The sequence below is a fragment of the Rubrivirga marina genome (genome assembly GCF_002283365.1).
GTDB lineage: Bacteria > Bacteroidota > Rhodothermia > Rhodothermales > Rubricoccaceae > Rubrivirga > Rubrivirga marina.
In genome coordinates this window covers 1,931,046-1,948,913 of the sequence record NZ_MQWD01000001.1, presented here as the reverse complement: position 1 = coordinate 1,948,913, position 17,868 = coordinate 1,931,046, and the positions used below count along the sequence as shown (strand labels likewise).

Here is a 17,868-nt window from a genome sequence, read left to right as displayed (position 1 = left end):
CCGTAGCCGGCCCACCCGCCCGCTCCTCGCGCGCGTCCTCGCGGCGCTCGCGGGGATCGTGTGCCTGAGCGGCGCGGCGTCGGCGCAGGAGGCGGCCGACGTCCGCCTCGTGTTCCGCGGCGTCCCGGCGTCCGAGGCGCTCGCCGCCATCGCCGAGGCGGGCGGGGTCAACGTCGCGTTCTCGACCGACCTCGTCGGCGCGCGGCCCGTGTGGTGCGGCGGCGCGGGGTGGACGGCCGAGGACCTCCTCCGCTGCGTCACCGGCGCCGTCGGGCTCGACTACGTCCGCCGGTCGACGGGCACCTACGTGGTGGTCGCGCGCGTCGTGGAGCCGGTCGCGCCGGGCGCCGTGGCCGGGCTCGTCGTCGACGCCGAGACGGGCGAGCCGCTGCCGCTCGCCCACGTCCGGCTGGCGGACGCGACGGCGGTGGCCGACCGGTCCGGCCGGTTCGCGCTCGCGGGCGTGGCGCCCGGGCGGCAGGTCCTCCTGGCGAGCTTCGTCGGGTACCGGTCCAGCGCCCTGCGGCTGGGGATCGCGCCGGGCGCCGTGGCCCGCCCGACGATCCGGCTCCGCCCGACCGTCGCGAGCACGGGCGCCGTCGTCGTGGACGGGATCGAGGCGCGGGGGGCGTCGGAGGCGCTCGGCGCCGACGTGGGATTCGAGGTGCTGCCGGAGCGCGTCGCCGGCGCCCCGCCCGAGACGGAGACGGCCGCGCCCCTGGCCAACGGCGCCCCGGCGCCGACGTCGAGCGTCGGCGGGCCGGCGCTCCAGCCGCTCCTCGGCGTCGGCGGGCGGACGTTCCGCGACGGGCTCTCGCTCCAGGGCGGCGAGGCGGGCGAGCACGCGCTCGCGCTCGACGGGGCCCAGATCTACGAGCCGCTCGCGATCGGCCCGGCGCTGGGGTCGCTGAGCCCGCTCGCCGTCGACCGCGTGACGGTCCACAAGGCCGGGTTCGGCGCGCGCCACGGCTCCCGGCTGGCGGGCCTCATCGAGACGCAGCACGTGCTCGAACGGCCGGCCGACGGCCCGCTCGCCGTCGCCGCCGAGGCCGACGTGTACGCCGCTGGCGCCCGCCTCCAGCACCACGCCGAGGCCGGCCGCCTCGGGGGCGACCCGGTCGAGGTCACGACGCTCGTGGCCGCCCGGCGGAGCCTGTGGGACGTGGTCCGGCCCGCATCGCTCGACCGGGCGCTCCAGGCGTGGAACGACGTCGACCCCGTGCTCGCCGCCGCGCTCGACGCCGACGGCCCGATGGCGCGCGAGCGGTTCGACCTCCACCGCCACGGGTCCGACCTCGCGTTCGCCGACCTCCACGTGGCCACGCGCGTCCGCGTCGGCCCGCTCCGCTCGCTCCAGGCCTCCGTGTACCGCGGCACGGCCGACGTGGCGACCGAACTGGTCGCGCTCGGCGCGCCGGTCGACGGCGCGCTCGACCCGTCGGCCCCGCTCCTCGCGCGCGACGCGACGCGGTGGACGAACCTCGCGGCGACGCTCCGCGGGGAGGCCGTCGTCTCGGCCCGCTGGCGCGTCGGGGCGGGCGCCCGGCTGAGCCGCCACGCGCTCCGCCAGCGCTACGACGCCGTCGACGGCCGCGACGCCGGGCTCGACGGGACCGAGGCGCCCGACGTGCTCGAGGCCCGCCTCGGCGCGGCGCTCGACGCCCTCGACCTCGCCGACAACGGGAACGCCCTCGACGAGCTCGCCCTCGAGGCCGACGCGACGGTCGCGCTCGGCCGGGGCCGGGAGGTCTCGGTCGGGGCCGAGGGCGTCGTCGCGCGCAGCCGGTTCCACCTCCTCTCCAGCGGGTTCGGGTCGACGGCCTTCCGCGACCTCGACGCCGCGCACACCCAGGCCCGCCTCGCGGCGGTCGCCGACGCCCGCCTCCGGCTCGGCGCGCGGTGGACCGTCGAGCCCGGCCTCCGCCTGACGGCCCGGGCCGCGACCGGCGACGTGCTCGCCGAGCCCCGCCTCGCCGTCCGCTACGACGCGCTCCCGACCGACCGCCTCGGGCCGATCCCCCTCGCGGGCGTCGCGGCCCGGCTGGCCGGCGGCGTGTACCGCCAGTTCGCGACGCGCGTCGAGCTGGCGACGTTCGGGCCCAGCGCGCTCGTCCCCGACGTCGCCGTCTGGCTCCCCGTCGACGCGACCGTCGAGCCGCCGTCGGCGCTCCACCTCGCGGGCGAGGTCCTGTGGCAGCCCTCGGACCGGTGGGCCGCGCGCGTCGAGGGCTACGCGAAGGCGCTCCCGCGCGTCTACGCCCTCGACTACGGCGCCCTCCTCGCCGCCGACGCGCCGCCCCCCCCGCTCGCCGCGCAGGCCGACTTCCTCCTCCCCGAACACGGCCGGTCGGTCGGGGTCGGCGCGCGCGTCGAGCGGCAGTCGCCGCGGTGGGCCGCCAGCGCCGGCCTCGCCGTCGCGCGGACGGAGCGCCGGAGCGACGCCCGCTTCGACGGCCGCTGGGTCCCGGCCCCGTGGGCCGAGCCCGTCCGCGCCACGCTCGGGCTCGACGTCCTCGCCGCCGGCCGCCGCGACGCGGGGCTCCTCGTCCGCGCCCGCGCGCTCGGCATCTGGGGCCGGACGTGGGCCCTCCGCCGGGCCTACTACGACGTCCTGCCTGCCCTCGGCGTCGACGCGGTCGGCCCGTTCGCGCTCGACCGCCCCGAGGGCGACCGGCTCGCCCCGCTCCTCACGCTCGACGTCGGCCTCGCGACGACGCTCCCGCTCGGCGGCGCCCGCCGCGCCGAGGTCGCGCTCGACGTGGCCAACGTGCTCGACCGCCACGACCCGCTCGACTGGTCGCTCCGCCCGGGGCCCGACGGCACGCCGGAGGCCGTCACCCGCGACTTCTCCGGGATCCAGCCCTCGCTCCGCGTCCGCGTGTCGCTGTAACGGTCAGACGGCGCCGTCCTCGAACGCCCGCAGCGCCTCGGCGACCGTCCGGTGCGAGCCCGTGACGAGGAGCCGGTCGGCCGCGCCGGCCGCCTCCCGGAAGGCGCCGATGGCGTCGGCCACCCCGCCCGCCTCGGTCACGTCGCCGAGGCCGGCGGAGCGGAGACGGGCGGCGAGGGCGGCGGCCGAGAGCGCGCGCGGCGTGTCGAGGGGGACGGTCTGAATCCGCACGCCGCGGAGGGCGTCGGCGACCTCGGCGATGGCTTTGTCGGCCATCATCCCGAGCAGGACGTGGAGCCGGCCGCCGGGCGGCACGGCCACGGCCGCGAGCGCGGCGCGCAGCCCGTCGGCGTTGTGGGCCACGTCGAGGACGAGGCGCGGGTCGCCAACCCACGCCTCGGACCGCCCCCGCAGCCCGGCGAGCGCGACGACGTCGCGGAGCCCCCGCTCGACTGCCTCCCCAGCGACGCCGAGGCCGAGGGACTCGACGGCACGGACGGCGAGCGCGGCGTTCCAGGCCTGGTGCGCGCCGGGCAGCCCGAGCGCGACGGGGCCGTAGCTCTGCCGCTCGGTCTCGATCACGAGCCCCTCCGCCTCGGTCGCCAGCCGGACCGTCTCGCGGACGCGCTCGGGGACACCGCCGCGCCGCCGCGCCTCCTCCTCCAGCGCCGCGACCGTCTCCGCGCCCTCGACGGCGTGCAGGAACGGGACGCCGGGCGCCGCAATGCCGGCCTTGACGCGCGCGATCTCGGGCCGCGTCGCGCCGAGCACGTCCGTGTGATCGAGCCCGACGCTCGTGACGATCGTCACCGCGGGGTCGACGACGGCCGTCGCGTCCTCCACCCCGCCGAGGCCGACCTCGACGACGGCGAGGTCCACCTCCGCCTGCGAGAAAACGACGAACGCGAGCGCGACGGCGGCCTCGAAGAACGAGCTCCCGACGGCCGCAGCCTCCTCCATCCACCGATCCGCCGCGGCGCCGAAGGCCTCGACCTGGGGCACGCCGTCGACGCGGGCCATCTCGGCCGGGTGGAGCAGCGTCGGCGACGTGAGAAGGCCGACGCGGCGGCCGCTGGCGGTCGCGATGGCGGCGACGAACGACGCCGTCGACCCCTTCCCGTTCGTCCCGCCGACGTGGACCACGGGCGCGGCGCGGTGCGGGTCGCCCATGGCGCCGAGCAGCGCGCGGACGCGGTCGAGGCCGGGGCGGTAGGCCCCGGCCGGGTCGTCGGCGAACCGGGGGAGCGCGAGGAGCCGGTCGAGGCCGGAGGGCATGGGAGATGCGCCGGGGCGCGGGATACCTTGGGGCCCGACCAACCTAGGCTCTGTGCGGAAACCCCCGAGGTGTCATCCTGAACACAGTGAAGGATCTCGACGCGGCGTCCGAGACCGTCGCCAGCGCTCGCAGAGCGGCTCGCGGTGGCGTCGAGATCCTTCGCGCTGCTCAGGATGACGGGATGAGGGGCGTTTCCGCACAAGCCCCAGGCTCGCGCGGCTGTTCCACACCTCCCGGCCTCAGCGTAGTGAACGGTTTCGGCGCCCCCGGATGGGTCTGGGGCCCCGCTAGCGACCGCCACCTGCGCCGTGCTCCTTCTCGTTCGTTCCGGACGACCGATCCGCGAGTCCGCCCTGCCCCTCCCCCCCGTGCTCGCCAACCAGGACCGGCTCCTCGTCTCGACCGTTCGCCAGCTCGCCGCCGAGCGCGGCGTCGAGGTCGCGTCGTTCGCGGGCGACTGGATCCTCCGCCTCTCGTGGGGCGGCTGGACGGAACACATCGTCGGCTACGTGTTCCCGCTCAACTCGGCCGGCGCGCGGGCCGTCTCGGCCGACAAGGTGGCGACGGCCGAGCTCCTCGAAGCGCGCGGCGTGCCGTGCGTCGCGCACCACCTCGTCCTCCGCCCCGACCTCGCGCCCTACGTCGGCGAGGCGGGCAACTGGGCGGCGATCCGGGCGCTCGGCGAGCGGAACGGCTGGGATCTCGTCGTCAAGCCGAACGAGGGGACGGGCGGCGAGGACGTCGTCCGGGTGCGGGGCGCGCGCGAGCTGGAGGCGGCGGTCCACGACGGGCTCGTGCGGCACCGCGCGCTGGCGCTCTCGCCGTTCCACGAGATCGAGACCGAGTACCGCGCCGTGCTCCTCGACGACGACGTGCTGCTGACGTACGCGAAGGCACGGCCCGCGGTCGTCGGCGACGGGGTCCGGTCGGTCGGCGCCCTCGCCGAGGCGGCCGGCCTCGACGCCTCCGCAGTCGCCCTCGATGTACGGCGGCGTGTGCCCGGCGAGGGCGAGCAGGTCCTCCTCGACTGGCGCCACAACCTCCAGCTCGGGTCCGTGCCGCGGCCGATCGAGAGCGCCGAGGTCCGCGACGAGGTCGAGCGGCTGGCGGCGGCGGCGGCCGGGACGCTCGGGCTCCGCTTCGCCTCGGTCGACGTGGTCGAGACGGCCGACGGGCTGGCGGTGCTGGAGGCCAACGCGGGCGTGATGCTGGAGGCCTACGCCCGGGCCGTGCCTGACGGCGCTGCGACGGCGCGGCGGATCTACGGCGCCGCCCTCGACGCGCTTTTGGCGCCGTAACGGAAGGGCCTCCCTGGTCGGCTCAGCCGGGGCCGAGTCGCGAGGCCTGCGACCGCGCTGACCAGGGCCACCCAGAGCAGGAACGGTCACCACCCGAACAGCCACACGGGCCATAGCGCAACGACGTCCATACCGTCAGGGACTTGGGGTATCGTGTCTCTTTCCGTCCCAGGGAAGCGAGTCCCCTCCCTTCCAGATGTCCGTTTCGGGCCCTCCGAAGCGCCCTGATTCCGATGACTTTTTTCCTGACAGGCGCCGGTGGCCAAGTCGGCCGAGAGTTCGTACGGCTCGCCGGCCCCCACGACGTCGTCGCGCTCGACCGGGCGGCCCTCGACATCACCGACGCGGCGGCCGTCCGCAAGGCCGTCGCGGCGGCCCGGCCCGACGTCGTCGTCAACGCGGCGGCCTACACCGCCGTCGACCGTGCGGAGGCGGAGCCCGAGGCCGCGTTCGCCGTCAACCGCGATGGGGCCCGCCACGTCGCCGCGGCGGCCGCGGCCGTTGGCGCCCCCATCGTCCACCTCTCGACCGACTACGTGTTCGACGGGACGAAGGGCGCCCCCTACGCGCCCGACGACCCGACGTCGCCGCTCGGCGTCTACGGCGCGAGCAAGGCCGCCGGCGAGGCCGCCGTCCGGTCGGCCGCGCCCGCCTCGGTGATCCTGCGGACGGCCTGGGTCTTCAGCGCGTACGACGCCAACTTCGTGGCGACGATCCTCCGCCTCGCCGCCGAGCGCCCCCGCCTTACCGTCGTCGCCGACCAGTGGGGCCACCCCACGGCGGCGCGCGACGTGGCCCGGGCGGCGCACGCCGCCGCCCGGCGGGCCCTCGACGGGCTCGTGGGGACGGTCCACGCGGCCGGCGCGCCCCTCGCCACGTGGCACGAGCTCGCGACCGCGACCGTCGACGCGGCGGCCGACGCGGGGCATTCCTTCGACGTCGAGGTCGCCCCCATCCCGACCGCCGACTACCCGACGGCGGCCCGGCGGCCCGAGCGGGTCGAGCTGGAGCTCGGTCCGTCGCTCGACGCCCTCGGCCTCGGCCCGCTCGACTGGCGGCCCGCCCTGCGCGACGCCATCCGCGAGCGGCTCGCGACGATGGGCGGGCGCTCGTAGGGTTCCGGCGGGGTCGTCTGGAGAGGTCGCCCTGCCACGGGTCAGGCTGACCACCCCCTGTCCCCCTCCTCATGGGAGGAGGGGGGACTCCGTGAGTGACAACTCGTGCGGCGCCGACGACTCCGTCTCGGGGTGACCTCTCGGGCGTGCCCGCGCGGCGCCTCATCCGAGCAGTGCCTCGTCCGGGACGCCCAGGACTTGTGCGAAAGCTCCGGCTCTCTCGTCATCCTGAGCGGAGCGACCCCGAAGCAACTGTGTCGGAAGTCAAGCGGTCACCGGCCGATTCTCGTCCCACCGTCGCCCGTCCCGGACCATCGCGTTGAGCGCGACGAGCAGCTTGCGCATCACGGCCACGAGCGCCACCTTCGGCGCCTTCCCCCGACCGACCAGCCCGGCGTAGAACGCCCGGAGCGTCGGGTTCATCCGGGCCGCCGTCAGCGCCCCCATGTACAGCGCGGCCCGGACGGGGGCCCGGCCGCCCCACGCCGACCGCCGCCCGACGAGCCGGCCGCTGTCGCGGGCGAGCGGGGCGACCCCGACGAGCGCGGCGACCTGCTTCCCGGTCAGCCGCCCGAGCCCCGGGAGCTCCGCGATGAGCGTGGCCGAGAGCACAGCCCCGACGCCGGGCACCGACCGGAGGAGGTCGTCCCGCTCGCGCCACGCCGCGCTCGACCGGACGGCCTCGGCGACCGCGCGCTCGGCCTCGGCCTTCTGGCCCTCCAGGAACGCGACGTGGGCCTCGATGCCCCGTCGGACGGCGGGGGCGGCCGTCCTCAGCCGGAGCCGCTCGGCCACGAGCATCTCGTTGACCTGGCGCCGCCGGGCCACGAGCGCGGCCAGCGCCCGCTGCTCGTCGGTCGGGAGCGGCCGGGCCTCCGGGCGGACCCGCTCGGCGAAGAGCGCGAGGACGGCCGCGTCGATGGCGTCGGTCTTGGCGAGCTGGCCGGTCGCGCGGGCGAAGTCGCGGACCTGACGGGGGTTGACGACGGCGACCGGGACCCCGGTGGCGGCGACCTCCGCGGCAGCCGTCCGCTCGATGCCGCCGGTGGCCTCGAGGACGACGAGCGCGGCGCCCTCGCACGACTCGGCCAGACGGGCCAGCCCGTCGTCGTCGTGGGGCAGCCGTTCGGCGCGGCCGTCGGAACGGGCGAGGTCGAGGGCGTCGGCCGAGACGTCGACGCCGACGTAGAGGTCGGGCATGGGGTCGGCGGAGGGTGGAACGGCTCCGCCGGGTCCCGGCCTTGCAGATACGGACTCGCGTCGCGGACACGCTCGGCGGTCCCGGCAACTGTTCGGGATGGGGCAGAGAGCGGCGCGGCGCCCTCGCTCCGGGGCGGTCTCGGGGACCGAGGGACGGGCGGGCTACCGCGCCGGACCCATCATACAAGGGACGGCGAAGCCAAGGATCTCAGCGCCGACCGACCGGCCTTTGCAGCCCGCTGGTGACGGCCACGGAGGCCGCGTCGAGATCCGCCACGTTCGTTGACTACGCCCTCCCTTCGGGGTCAGGGCGACAGAGTGGCGTCCTCGTACCCCGCCTCGTCGAGGACGCCGGCCTCGACCGGCACGCCGCCGTCGCCGCCGGCCCGCACGGTCGACGCGACGGAACCCGTCGGGGCCGCGTGGTCCGGGCGGTAGGTCTCGACGACGGCCCGGAAGGCGGTCCGCACCCCGTCGCCGTCGTTGGCCTCGGCCGCCTCGACGAGCGCCGCGAGCCGGCCGCCGAGGCCGCCCACCACGCGGGCCTTCCGGGCGACGAAGATCTTCTCGTGCGGACCCGGCTCCGTCCCCTCCTCGGCCATCAGGAGTTCTTCGAAGAGCTTCTCGCCGGGGCGCGCCCCGCTGTAGGCGATCTCGATGTCCTCGCCGGGCTCGAGGCCGGACAGCAGGATGAGGTCGCGCGCGAGGTCGGCGATCCGGACCGGCTCGCCCATGTCGAGGACGTAGACCCGACCCCGCTCGGCGAACGCGCCAGCCTGGAGCACCAGCTGCGACGCCTCGGGGATCGTCATGAAGTAGCGGACCATGTCGGGGTGCGTCACCGTGACCGGCCCGCCCCGCGCGATCTGGTCGCGGAACAGGGGCACGACGCTCCCCCGGCTGCCGAGGACGTTCCCGAACCGGACCGACACCATCGTGCACGCGCAGTCGGGGCGCGCGCCGACCGACGAGACGACCATCTCCGCCGCCCGCTTCGACGCGCCCATCACGTTCGTCGGGTTGACGGCCTTGTCGGTCGAGACGTTGACCAGCCGGTCGGCGCCGTGCTCGCAGGCGAGCTCGGCCACGTTCCGCGTCCCGACCACGTTGTTGAGGACGGCCTGGGCCGGGTTGGCCTCCATCAGCGGGACGTGCTTGTGCGCCGCCGCGTGGAACACGACCTCCGGCCGGAACCGCTCGAACACGTCGCGCAGCGAGGCCCGGTCGCGGACGTCGCAGATCACGGCGTGGCGGGGGACGTCGGGCCACCGCCGGCCGACCTCGCGGTCGATCTGGTACACGCTGTTCTCGCCCCGCCCCAGGAGCACGATCGCCGCCGGCTCGAACGCGGCCACCTGGCGGACGATCTCGGACCCGATCGACCCGCCCGCTCCCGTCACGAGCACGACGCGGCCCGTCACGTACGCACGGATCGGCTTCGTGTCGAGGCGGACCGGCTCGCGGCCCAGGAGGTCTTCGAGGTCGATCTCGCGGACCTCGTCAATGTGGACCCGCCCGGTCGCGAGGTCCGTCAGGCGGGGGACGGCGCGGCTCGACACGTCGGCCCGGCGGGCGGCCTCGACGACCTCGCGGACGACCCGGCCCGGGGCGCTCGGCATCGCGAGGAGCACCTCGTCGATCGCCTGCTCGGCCACGACGGCCTCGAGGTCGGCGAGGGTGCCCAGGACGGGGACGCCCATCCGGGGGCGGTTCGACTTGATCGGGTCATCGTCGAGGTAGCCGACGGGCACGAGGCCCGTCTCGGGGTGGCGGAGCAGCTCCCGGACGAGGAGGACGCCCGCGTCGCCGGCGCCGACGACGAGGACCCTCTTGGTGTCGCTGGCCTCGGCCCTCCGCGCTCGCTCGTGGCGGAGCCTGCGGGACAGCCGGAGGGCGCTGAGGCCCAGGATCGCGAGCGCGGCCTCGATCACCGGGACGCTCCGGGGGAACACGAGGTCCGTGCCCCACCCGTCGGCCACGAGCACGCCGGTGCCCTGCACGAGCATGACGCCGCAGACGGCGACGATGAGCCAGAACAGGTCCCGAACCCCGATCCACCGCCAGGCGCGGCGGTGGAACTGGAAGCCATACACGGCGACAACCTTCAGGACCGTGCCGGCGGCCGTGTACACCACGAGCGACGGCATGTACCCGACGACGTTCCCCTCGAGGCGGAGGAGGTAGGCAATCGGTGCGGCCGCGCTCCACACCGCGACGTCGAGGAAGAACTTCGTCCACACGGCCACCTCGTGAGCCGGCGGGAGGTATCGACGGACGGCGTCTCTCATGGGGTCCAACAGAGGGAGAGCGCTACAGGTTTGAGCGCGAAGTGGACCGTGGTGGGGCGGTGCATACTACGCCCATTGTGTGGATGCCCAACGTGAGGGAAATGCCAAACCGCCCCACGGACCCCTATCTCCCGTTTCCCCCTCAGACCTCAGGGACTTCCCCATTCTCCGGGGGGACGGATGGGACGCCGAGCGCGGCCCGGACCCCCGTCACGACGCGCTCGACGTCGGCCTCGGTCATGCCGGAGCCGGACGGGAGGCAGAGGCCGCGGTCGAAGAGGTCCTCGGCGACGGCCCCACCGACCGCCTCGTAGCCGGCGTAGACCGGCTGGAGGTGCATCGGCTTCCAGACCGGGCGGGCCTCGACGTCGTCGGCCTCGAGCGCGCGGCGGACGTCCTCGCGCGTGGCCCCGGCCGCCTCGGGGTCGAGGGTGAGGCACGTGAGCCAGCGGGTGTGGGTCCCCCACGAAGCCTCAGGCATGAACGCGACGCCGGGAAGGTCGCCGAGCGCATCGACGTAGGCGTCGAACACGCGGCGCCGGGCGGCCACGCGGTGGTCGAGCTGGCGGAGCTGGCCGCGGCCGATCCCGGCGAGCACGTTGCTCAGGCGGTAGTTGTAGCCGACCTCGGAGTGCTCGTAGTGGGGCGCGGCGTCGCGGGCCTGCGTCGCCATCTTCTTGACGTGGGCGGCCGTCTCGGCGCGGTCGGTCACGAGCATCCCCCCGCCCGAGGTCGTGATGATCTTGTTGCCGTTGAACGAGAAGATGCCGGCCCGGCCGAACGTGCCGGGGCTCCGCCCGCCGCCTGGCCCCTGAGCAGACGGGCCTCGGTCGGGCGGGGGCTGAGCGGAGCCGAAGCCCCGGGGGGAGAGCCCTTCGGCCTCGTTCTCGCCCGGAGGCCCCGCCACCGGCCCTTCGGCTCCCCTCGACTCCCCTCGACTCCGCTCGGGGACCGCCGCTCGGGAACCGCCGTTCAGGGCCCGATCACGGGCTTCGCTCTGCCCCTGGCTTTCCTCCCCCTGGTACCTGGCGCCGAGCGCCTCCGCCGCGTCCTCGATCATCGGGACGCCGTACCGGTCGCAGAGCTCCACGAGCGCGCCGAGGTCGGCGGTCTGGCCGTAGAGGTGGACCGGGACAAGGGCCTTGACCTGCCGGCCTTTCGCCGCCCGATCCCGGAACAGGTCTTCGACGAGGGTCGGGTCGAGGTTCCAGGACCGGCGCTCGCTGTCGACGAAGACGGGCGTCGCGCCCTCGTAGAGGATCGGGTTGACGCTCGCGCAGAACGTGAGGGTGGAGACGGCGACCTCGTCGCCGGGTCCCACGCCGAGGTCGCGGAGGGCGAGGTGGAGCGCGGCCGTCCCCGACGAGAGGGCCACGGCGTGCTCGGCCCCGACGTAGGCGGCGAACTCGCGCTCGAACGCGTCGACGTGGGGGCCCACCGGGGCGACCCAGTTGGTCTCGAAGGCCTCGGTCACGAGCGCGAGCTCGTCGGGGCCGATGTGGGGGGGCGAGAGGTAGAGACGGTCGGGCACAGAGAACGGGTCGGGGTCAGGTGGGAAGAGATGGGGACAACGCGCCGCGGTCCACTCCGCCGCGGACCTCTCTCCGTGTCATCCTGAGCGGAGCCGCGCAGCGGCGGAGTCGAAGGATCTCAACTCAGGCCTGTCGTTGTTCGCTACCGGGAGCGACAGCGTCCAGCACCGCGTCAAGATCCTTCGCTTCGCTCAGGATGACACGTACAGTATGGGGTGCGCCCCTACTGTGGCGTCTCCAGAGAACGCGCCGGGACGCCGACGGCGGTGACGTGCGGCGGAAGATCGCGAACGACGACGCCCCCGCCACCCACCGTCGTCCACGCGCCGACGGTGACGCCGGGCAGGCAGGCAGCGCCGACGCCGAGGAAGGCGCCCTCCCCCAGCGTCACGCCGCCGGACAGGTGGCACCCCGGAGCCACGTGCACGAAATCGCCCAGCCGGCCGTCGTGGTCGACTGTCGCGCCCGTGTTGACGATGGCGTGCGCGCCGACCGTGACGTCCGGCTGGAGCACGGCGCCGGCGAACACGACCGCCCCGGCCCCGAGGCGGACGCTCTCGTGCACCACGGCCGTCGGGTGGACCACCGTCGCCCACCGGGCCGCGGGGTGCGCCGCCGCCAGCCGCTGGCGGACGGCGTTGGCGCCGATCGCCAGGACGGCCTCGCCGTCATGCTCCGCCAGCCGCGACGTGGGGCCGACGACGGGCACGCCGAGGACGGCCGTCCCCTCCGCCCCTGCGCGGTCGTCGAGGCAGCCGACAATCGCGTGGCCTGCGGCCTGGAGCGTCGCGATCACGGCCTTCGCGTGCCCGCCAACGCCAACGACGAGAACGTTCATGATTCCTCACTCACGACACAGTTGCCTAGCCTACGCGTCCTCGTGTCACCAAGCGGACACGGAGCATGTTTGGCTGCTACCGAGCTACTCATGCCAACCCGCAGGGCGCTCCTTGATCGCTCTTGCTGGAGCCCCGACCGCGGTCACGTTCGCGGGGAGATCGCGAACCACGACCGCCCCAGCGCCAAGCACAGTCCAGGCGCCGATAGACACCCCCTGAATAATCGCAGCGCCCGTCCCGAGATCGCAGCCCTCGCCGATTCGGATGTCACCTGAGATATTAACACTTGGTGCGACTGTCGTGAACTGCTCGATCTGGGTGTCGTGGCCAACCGTGCAGTCCAAGTTCAGGATGACGTGGTCACCGATCTCGATGTCGGTCGTCACCATCGTTCCGGCGCAAACGATTGTGCCGGCCCCCACTCCGACACGACGGCCGATCCACGCACGGGGGTGAATCAGCGTCGCAAAAGCGCTGTGCTGTGCATCGGCGAGGCGCCGGACCACCTTGCGCTTCGCTGGCGTGCTCCCGATCCCTACAGCCACTTGGACATCGGACCGATTTGTGAGCCACCCTGCTCCTCCCAGCACTGGGAGGTCGTGGATCGACTGGCCGTGCTGTTCGGGATCATCATCAAGGAAGCCGAGCACATTCCAAGTGCCGCCATCCTCGTTGATGTCGAGCGCTACCTGGAGCGTCTCGCGCGCAAATCCACCGGTTCCGTAAATAACGAGGTCTTGCATGGTTGAGCGTGGTGTTGGTCGGGGGGCTTGCTTACGTGGCCTGACGCCTACGATTCCGTTCCGGTGAACTCGGGCATCGTCGCGTGCGACTCGGCTGAGATGCCGTCGCGGCGGACGACCTGGAAGACTGTCCGCAGCAGGATGCGGAGGTCGAGGCCGAGTGAGACTTGGTCGACGTACGACACGTCATAGGCCAGCTTCTCGTCCCACCCGATCGCATTGCGGCCGTACACCTGGGCCAGCCCCGTGATGCCGGGCCGGACCTCGTGGCGCCGCGCCTGCTCCGGGGTGTACCGGTCGAGGTAGCGCATCAGGAGCGGCCGCGGGCCTACGAGGCTCATGTCGCCCCGAACCACGTTCCAGAGCTCGGGGAGCTCGTCGAGGCTGGAGCTCCGGAGGAGCTGGCCGAGAGGCGTCAGCCGCTGAGCGTCCGGGAGCAGGGCACCGTCGGGGCCACGGGCGTCGGTCATTGTCCGGAACTTGACCATCTCGAACGGCTCGCCGCCCCGCCCCGGGCGGGTCTGACGGAACAGAACGGGTGCCCCCAGCTTCGTGCGTACGAGCAGGGCAACCGCGCCCAGGACCGGGCTCAGTACGACGAGCCCGGCGGCAGCGGCCGTCCGGTCGAAGAGGGGCTTCCCTACGCGGGTGTACAACGTTCGCCTCATGCCCTCAGCCAATGAACGGCGTTCCACCTGCCCCCTGCTCTCCTCCATGCCTGGGCTGAGCGGAGCCGAAGGGCCGGTGGCTGGTCTTCTCGGCGAAGGCGGGTTCCATGAGGTCGTCCGTCTGGCCCGCGAGTGGACCCGTGAACCGGTGGCTGATTAGAGACAGGGCGACGAGGACACGAGCGGGCCCTTCTGCTCCGCCCAGGGCCCGTCCGTCCGACACCGGCCTGAACAGGGGACCTCAGCCCAGAGCCCGTCTGTTCGGAGCCCATCGGCTCACGGTCCGTCTGCGCTGGGCCCGTCCACTCACGCCACATTGAACACCTCGGCGGACGGCGGGCGAGAGGGAGACGGTGGCTCGATGCCCGCGGCCTGGAGGAGCTGGTCGATCTCGTCGAACAGGTTCGCCCACACGATCTCGTTCGTGAAGTGGGCCTCGACGCGGTGGCGCCCCGCCTCACCGTGCCGCTGACGGAGGTCGGCGTCGGAGAGGTAACGGCCGAGGACGTCGGCCAGGGCGTCCGCGTCGCCGGGGGGCACGAGCGTGCCGGTCTCGCCGTCTACCACGGCGTCGACGGTCCCCGTCGCGCGGGCGCCGACGATCGGGAGCCCGGCGGCGGCGGCCTCGAGGGGCACGTTCGGGAAGCCCTCGCGGTGCGACGGGAACGCCAGCACGTCCATGAGCGCGTAAGCCGGCGCGGGGTCCGGCAGAAAGCCCGGCGTGAGGATGCGGGGGTGCACCGCGATCCGCTCGGCGACGTCCGCCCCGACGGGGTCGCCGGCCTCGAAGTCGCCCACGAGGAGGAGTCGCGCCCCGGGATGCCTCTCCCCCACCCGCTCGAAGGCCGCGACCAACTCGGCGATCCCCTTGTCCCGCGTAAACCGGCCGACGAAGCCGATCACGGGGGCGGTCTCAGGAATCGGCCCTTCGGCTTTGCTCAGGGCACGCAGGCGGTGGCGGAGGGACTGGACGGCGTCGCCATCCGGCTGGGCGAACCTGTCGACGTCAACGCCGTTGCTCGCGCCGTGCCCGAGGACGGTCACCTTGTCGTCCGGCGCGAGACCGAGACGGATAGTCTCGGCGGCCAAGCTCGGGCTCACGGCGATAACGCGCGTGGCGGCGGAGGACGCGAGCCGCTCAGTCGTGCGGAGGACCGCGCGAGTCCGGCCGGTCGTAGTCTCGAGGCGGAGGCCGCGAAGAGTGTAGAGGCGGACGGGCACGCCAGCTAGGCGAGCCGCCAGCGTTCCCAGGAGCCCGGCCTTGGGCGTTCCCGCATTGACGACGTCGGGCCGCCACCGCCGCATGACGCCGACGAGCGCGGCAAGGGCGCGGGCGTCGGCGAGGGGGGCGATCTCGCGGGTGATCGGGACTGGGAACACCTCGACGCCGTCGCGCGCCGCGACGCGGTCGAGGTCGGGCCCAGCGGCCGTGGCGACAGCAACATCGAAGCCGCGGCGTCCGGCCGCCGCCAGTTGGCCGCGAAGAAGGTGCCGTGCCGTCATCGGGTCCGTCACGACGTAGACGAGGCGGGGTCGTGAACGGGCGCCAGAGAGTGCCGTGTGCAGCTGGCTCATTCTAGTGCCTGGAGATTCGGTGCCAGAAGTATTTTGGCGCTCGGGTGGAGAGCGTCGACGCGAGAGTGCCCGAACCGCACACCGACCGTCCGATAACGCTTTCGATGGCATCGGCTAGCGCGTCGGGATCGTCAGGGGGGCAGACGCGCACGCCCTCCAATTGGTCCACGCCCCCTGCGCAGAGCGTCGAGACAACCGCATCGGACACGGCCATCTTCTCGAGCAGCACATTGGGAAATCCCTCGACGCGGGAACTGACGACGCAGCATTCAGCGTGGGCAAAGTATGGGATTGGATTAAGTACTCGACCTGGCATTTCGACTCCATCCTTTACGCCAAGCCCAGCGGCTAAGTCTTCTAACTTCGCACGCTCCCCCCCCTCACCGAGGATCAGGAGTCGCATCCCGGGGTGCCGCGCCCGGATCCGCCCGAAAGCCTGGAGGAGCACATCGTATCCCTTCTCCGGGATCAATCGACCGGCCGACACAATGTAGGGCATTAACCCGTGTGGCGAGGGGTCCACGGACTCTGACACTCGCCTCGTGATTGCTTCTACATCAATCGGGTTTGGGATTACCTCGACATCCCACGTGTGCGCTTGTGGTACGAGGTCGAGGAGAGCCTCCTTCATGTAATCTGTCTGGCAAACCACGAGATCCACGGATCCGTAGCCTACCCGGTAGAGCAACTTGAAGAGCGCGAGCTTGACACCGGCAAAACGGTCGCGGAACACCGTCGACTCCCGGGCCACCTGCCAGTCCATTCGGATCAGCCCAAGCTTGCGCAGCATACCTAGATATGCGTTCACGTGGAGATGTGACGATACCACTTGAGCCAAGTGCAAAATCTTACTAAGTCTGAGTACAAGAGGCAAGGCCTTGACAAACCCCATTTTTTCACTAGACGCATCTACGTAGTGAAGATGAACATTCGATGGCACCTTTCCCCACATCCCCCTCCTTCCAGCCGACAGAAATACCACGTGAACTTGTGATCGCTCAGTCGCCGCCTCAAGCACGAGCAGGCGCATTACTTGTTCGGCCCCCCCAAGCAAATCCGTGGGCAGAACAAAAAGCACATCTCCTACTTTGGACATTGTTTAATTGTGAAAATGTAAAATTGCGTTAGTATGTACTTTTCGATATATATAAAATTTGTATTTAGTCCATATTATATAGCTTATAAAGAATAACCAATGTAATACATAAGATTGCAGATACACCCTCGGCTCGCCCGCCATTATCCCATATCCCAGCGTGACGGCAATTATTGCGTGCGTCGCAAGATGAACTTCGGACCTCACTCTAGTCATATGGAACCATGAATCAACCTTTGCAAAAATCCACCCTAGAAGCACAGGCACTAGGACCACACCGGCGAAAGAGAACATATATATCGACAAAGCGACGATGCCTGGAGGCACATCGGAATCATAATAGCCTGACACCCTCATCGTATTCTCGTATGCCACACTATCACCGGCTCGAACTGGGATAATTTGCTCCGGAACCAAAGACACAATACCATAATACAGATCACTGACATGACGAACTTTTTGAGGCATGAAAAACATATCATCAACTAATGCATCAAGACTTATATATGGATACTTGAAATCATTTATCAACGAATTTATAATATATACTGAATTTCCTATATTTGATAATATATCAAATTCTTGATATGACGCAACCGAATTCAAGAACGGTTTGCCAAGAATCATCAATGGAATGCCTATACAAATTGACACCAAGCCCATAGCCAGAGCAGGCCTGTTTCTTACATTTGATATACACACAAATATTATCAAAAGCAATACAATGAATCGCCCGCGCCCCGCAAGCAATAGTCCGCAGATAATGAATAACGCCACTGATGAACCTATAGCCAATAGACGCATCATATTGAAGCGTCGCCTCACAAGACTGACACCAACCAATATTGTAACGGTTATGACCGGCAAGACCAAAAAACGTTTTACAAACGCGTATCTCTGAACTTGTCGATGGCCAGCCCTGATCGCCGCAGCCTCATTCAAGGACGACTCCAAGCCTCCATATGACACCACGTAAGTAATTAACGCAATAATTACAATGATTGATATTATGAATACTACATGCACAGTCGGGTAATCGGACCATGCAAAATATCGCCTTCCGTGAGCTACTCTAATCATGACAAATTGCCATCCCGCCCAAGACAGGGCATAAAATACAACAATTACAAATAACTCAGCAAACCCACTACCCTCATCATAAGCTATAGCTATATCAAAGATGGGATTTTCATTGCCGATGATCACACTCGGAACCAGACAGTAGACCAATATATATGAGTATGAGAAAATATCAAACGTATCTATCGATACTTTTCTAATTCTGCCATAATTAGCTAAACCAATTATTATAGCCAAAAAAATATATGATATATTTATCATGTTTTGC

At 70.7% G+C, this 17,868-nt stretch carries 13 protein-coding genes; 3 read left to right on the top strand and 10 right to left on the bottom strand.

What is annotated here, in order from left to right; translation table 11 throughout:
- Positions 1 to 2,890, top strand: a 2,890-nt coding sequence (locus BSZ37_RS08025; RefSeq protein ID WP_179299526.1) for a carboxypeptidase regulatory-like domain-containing protein, incomplete at its 5' end; no start/stop codon positions are given.
- 3 nt (positions 2,891 to 2,893) lie between these two features.
- Here BSZ37_RS08025 and BSZ37_RS08020 read toward each other — a convergent pair.
- Positions 2,894 to 4,165 carry a bifunctional folylpolyglutamate synthase/dihydrofolate synthase gene (locus BSZ37_RS08020; protein WP_095510054.1) on the bottom strand — a complete coding sequence of 424 codons (1,272 nt, stop codon included), beginning with the start codon at positions 4,163 to 4,165 and terminating at the stop codon, positions 2,894 to 2,896.
- Between the two features lie 369 nt (positions 4,166 to 4,534).
- Here BSZ37_RS08020 and BSZ37_RS08015 point away from each other — a divergent pair, with 369 nt between their 5' ends.
- A complete protein-coding gene (locus tag BSZ37_RS08015) occupies positions 4,535 to 5,464 on the top strand; it encodes an ATP-grasp domain-containing protein (protein ID WP_095510053.1) in 930 nt (309 codons plus the stop codon).
- Positions 5,465 to 5,697: 233 nt separating this feature from the next.
- Positions 5,698 to 6,579, top strand: a complete 882-nt coding sequence (gene rfbD / locus BSZ37_RS08010) for a dTDP-4-dehydrorhamnose reductase (protein WP_095510052.1) — start codon at positions 5,698 to 5,700, stop codon at positions 6,577 to 6,579.
- A 264-nt stretch (positions 6,580 to 6,843) separates the two neighbouring features.
- Here the strand turns inward: rfbD and BSZ37_RS08005 are convergent, their stop codons facing one another.
- The 9 genes from BSZ37_RS08005 to BSZ37_RS21495 form a co-directional block, all read right to left on the bottom strand.
- A complete protein-coding gene (locus BSZ37_RS08005) occupies positions 6,844 to 7,779 on the bottom strand; it encodes an IS110 family RNA-guided transposase (protein ID WP_095510051.1) in 936 nt (311 codons plus the stop codon).
- Positions 7,780 to 8,084: 305 nt separating this feature from the next.
- On the bottom strand, positions 8,085 to 10,067 hold the full coding sequence (locus tag BSZ37_RS08000; RefSeq protein WP_095510050.1) for a polysaccharide biosynthesis protein: 1,983 nt from the start codon (positions 10,065 to 10,067) through the stop codon (positions 8,085 to 8,087).
- Between the two features lie 142 nt (positions 10,068 to 10,209).
- Positions 10,210 to 11,598, bottom strand: coding sequence for a DegT/DnrJ/EryC1/StrS family aminotransferase (locus tag BSZ37_RS22370; protein WP_218830438.1), 1,389 nt, complete (start codon positions 11,596 to 11,598; stop codon positions 10,210 to 10,212).
- 224 nt (positions 11,599 to 11,822) lie between these two features.
- Positions 11,823 to 12,437 (bottom strand): acetyltransferase, encoded by a 615-nt coding sequence (locus BSZ37_RS07990; protein WP_095510049.1) that lies wholly within the window; start codon positions 12,435 to 12,437, stop codon positions 11,823 to 11,825.
- Positions 12,438 to 12,521: 84 nt separating this feature from the next.
- Complete coding sequence (locus BSZ37_RS07985) at positions 12,522 to 13,181, bottom strand: acetyltransferase (protein WP_095510048.1); 660 nt, start codon at positions 13,179 to 13,181, stop codon at positions 12,522 to 12,524.
- 47 nt (positions 13,182 to 13,228) lie between these two features.
- Positions 13,229 to 13,837 (bottom strand): sugar transferase, encoded by a 609-nt coding sequence (locus tag BSZ37_RS07980; RefSeq protein WP_218830437.1) that lies wholly within the window; start codon positions 13,835 to 13,837, stop codon positions 13,229 to 13,231.
- Positions 13,838 to 14,155: 318 nt separating this feature from the next.
- Positions 14,156 to 15,424 (bottom strand): glycosyltransferase family 4 protein, encoded by a 1,269-nt coding sequence (locus BSZ37_RS07975; RefSeq protein ID WP_179299525.1) that lies wholly within the window; start codon positions 15,422 to 15,424, stop codon positions 14,156 to 14,158.
- 1 nt (position 15,425) lies between these two features.
- Entirely contained in the window at positions 15,426 to 16,520 is a 1,095-nt protein-coding gene (locus BSZ37_RS07970) for a glycosyltransferase (RefSeq protein WP_095510046.1), read from the bottom strand.
- A 3-nt stretch (positions 16,521 to 16,523) separates the two neighbouring features.
- A complete protein-coding gene (locus BSZ37_RS21495; protein WP_143537595.1) occupies positions 16,524 to 17,726 on the bottom strand; it encodes a hypothetical protein in 1,203 nt (400 codons plus the stop codon).
- Positions 17,727 to 17,868: the final 142 nt, after the last annotated feature.

Coding starts and splice junctions, on each gene's coding strand:
- BSZ37_RS08020 (WP_095510054.1), bottom strand. CDS start 4,165: ATGCCCTCCGGCCTCGACCGGCTCCTCGCGCTCCCCCGGTTCGCCGAC.
- BSZ37_RS08000 (WP_095510050.1), bottom strand. CDS start 10,067: ATGAGAGACGCCGTCCGTCGATACCTCCCGCCGGCTCACGAGGTGGCC.
- rfbD (WP_095510052.1), top strand. CDS start 5,698: ATGACTTTTTTCCTGACAGGCGCCGGTGGCCAAGTCGGCCGAGAGTTC.
- BSZ37_RS08005 (WP_095510051.1), bottom strand. CDS start 7,779: ATGCCCGACCTCTACGTCGGCGTCGACGTCTCGGCCGACGCCCTCGAC.
- BSZ37_RS07985 (WP_095510048.1), bottom strand. CDS start 13,181: ATGCAAGACCTCGTTATTTACGGAACCGGTGGATTTGCGCGCGAGACG.
- BSZ37_RS07990 (WP_095510049.1), bottom strand. CDS start 12,437: ATGAACGTTCTCGTCGTTGGCGTTGGCGGGCACGCGAAGGCCGTGATC.
- BSZ37_RS07975 (WP_179299525.1), bottom strand. CDS start 15,424: ATGAGCCAGCTGCACACGGCACTCTCTGGCGCCCGTTCACGACCCCGC.
- BSZ37_RS07970 (WP_095510046.1), bottom strand. CDS start 16,520: ATGTCCAAAGTAGGAGATGTGCTTTTTGTTCTGCCCACGGATTTGCTT.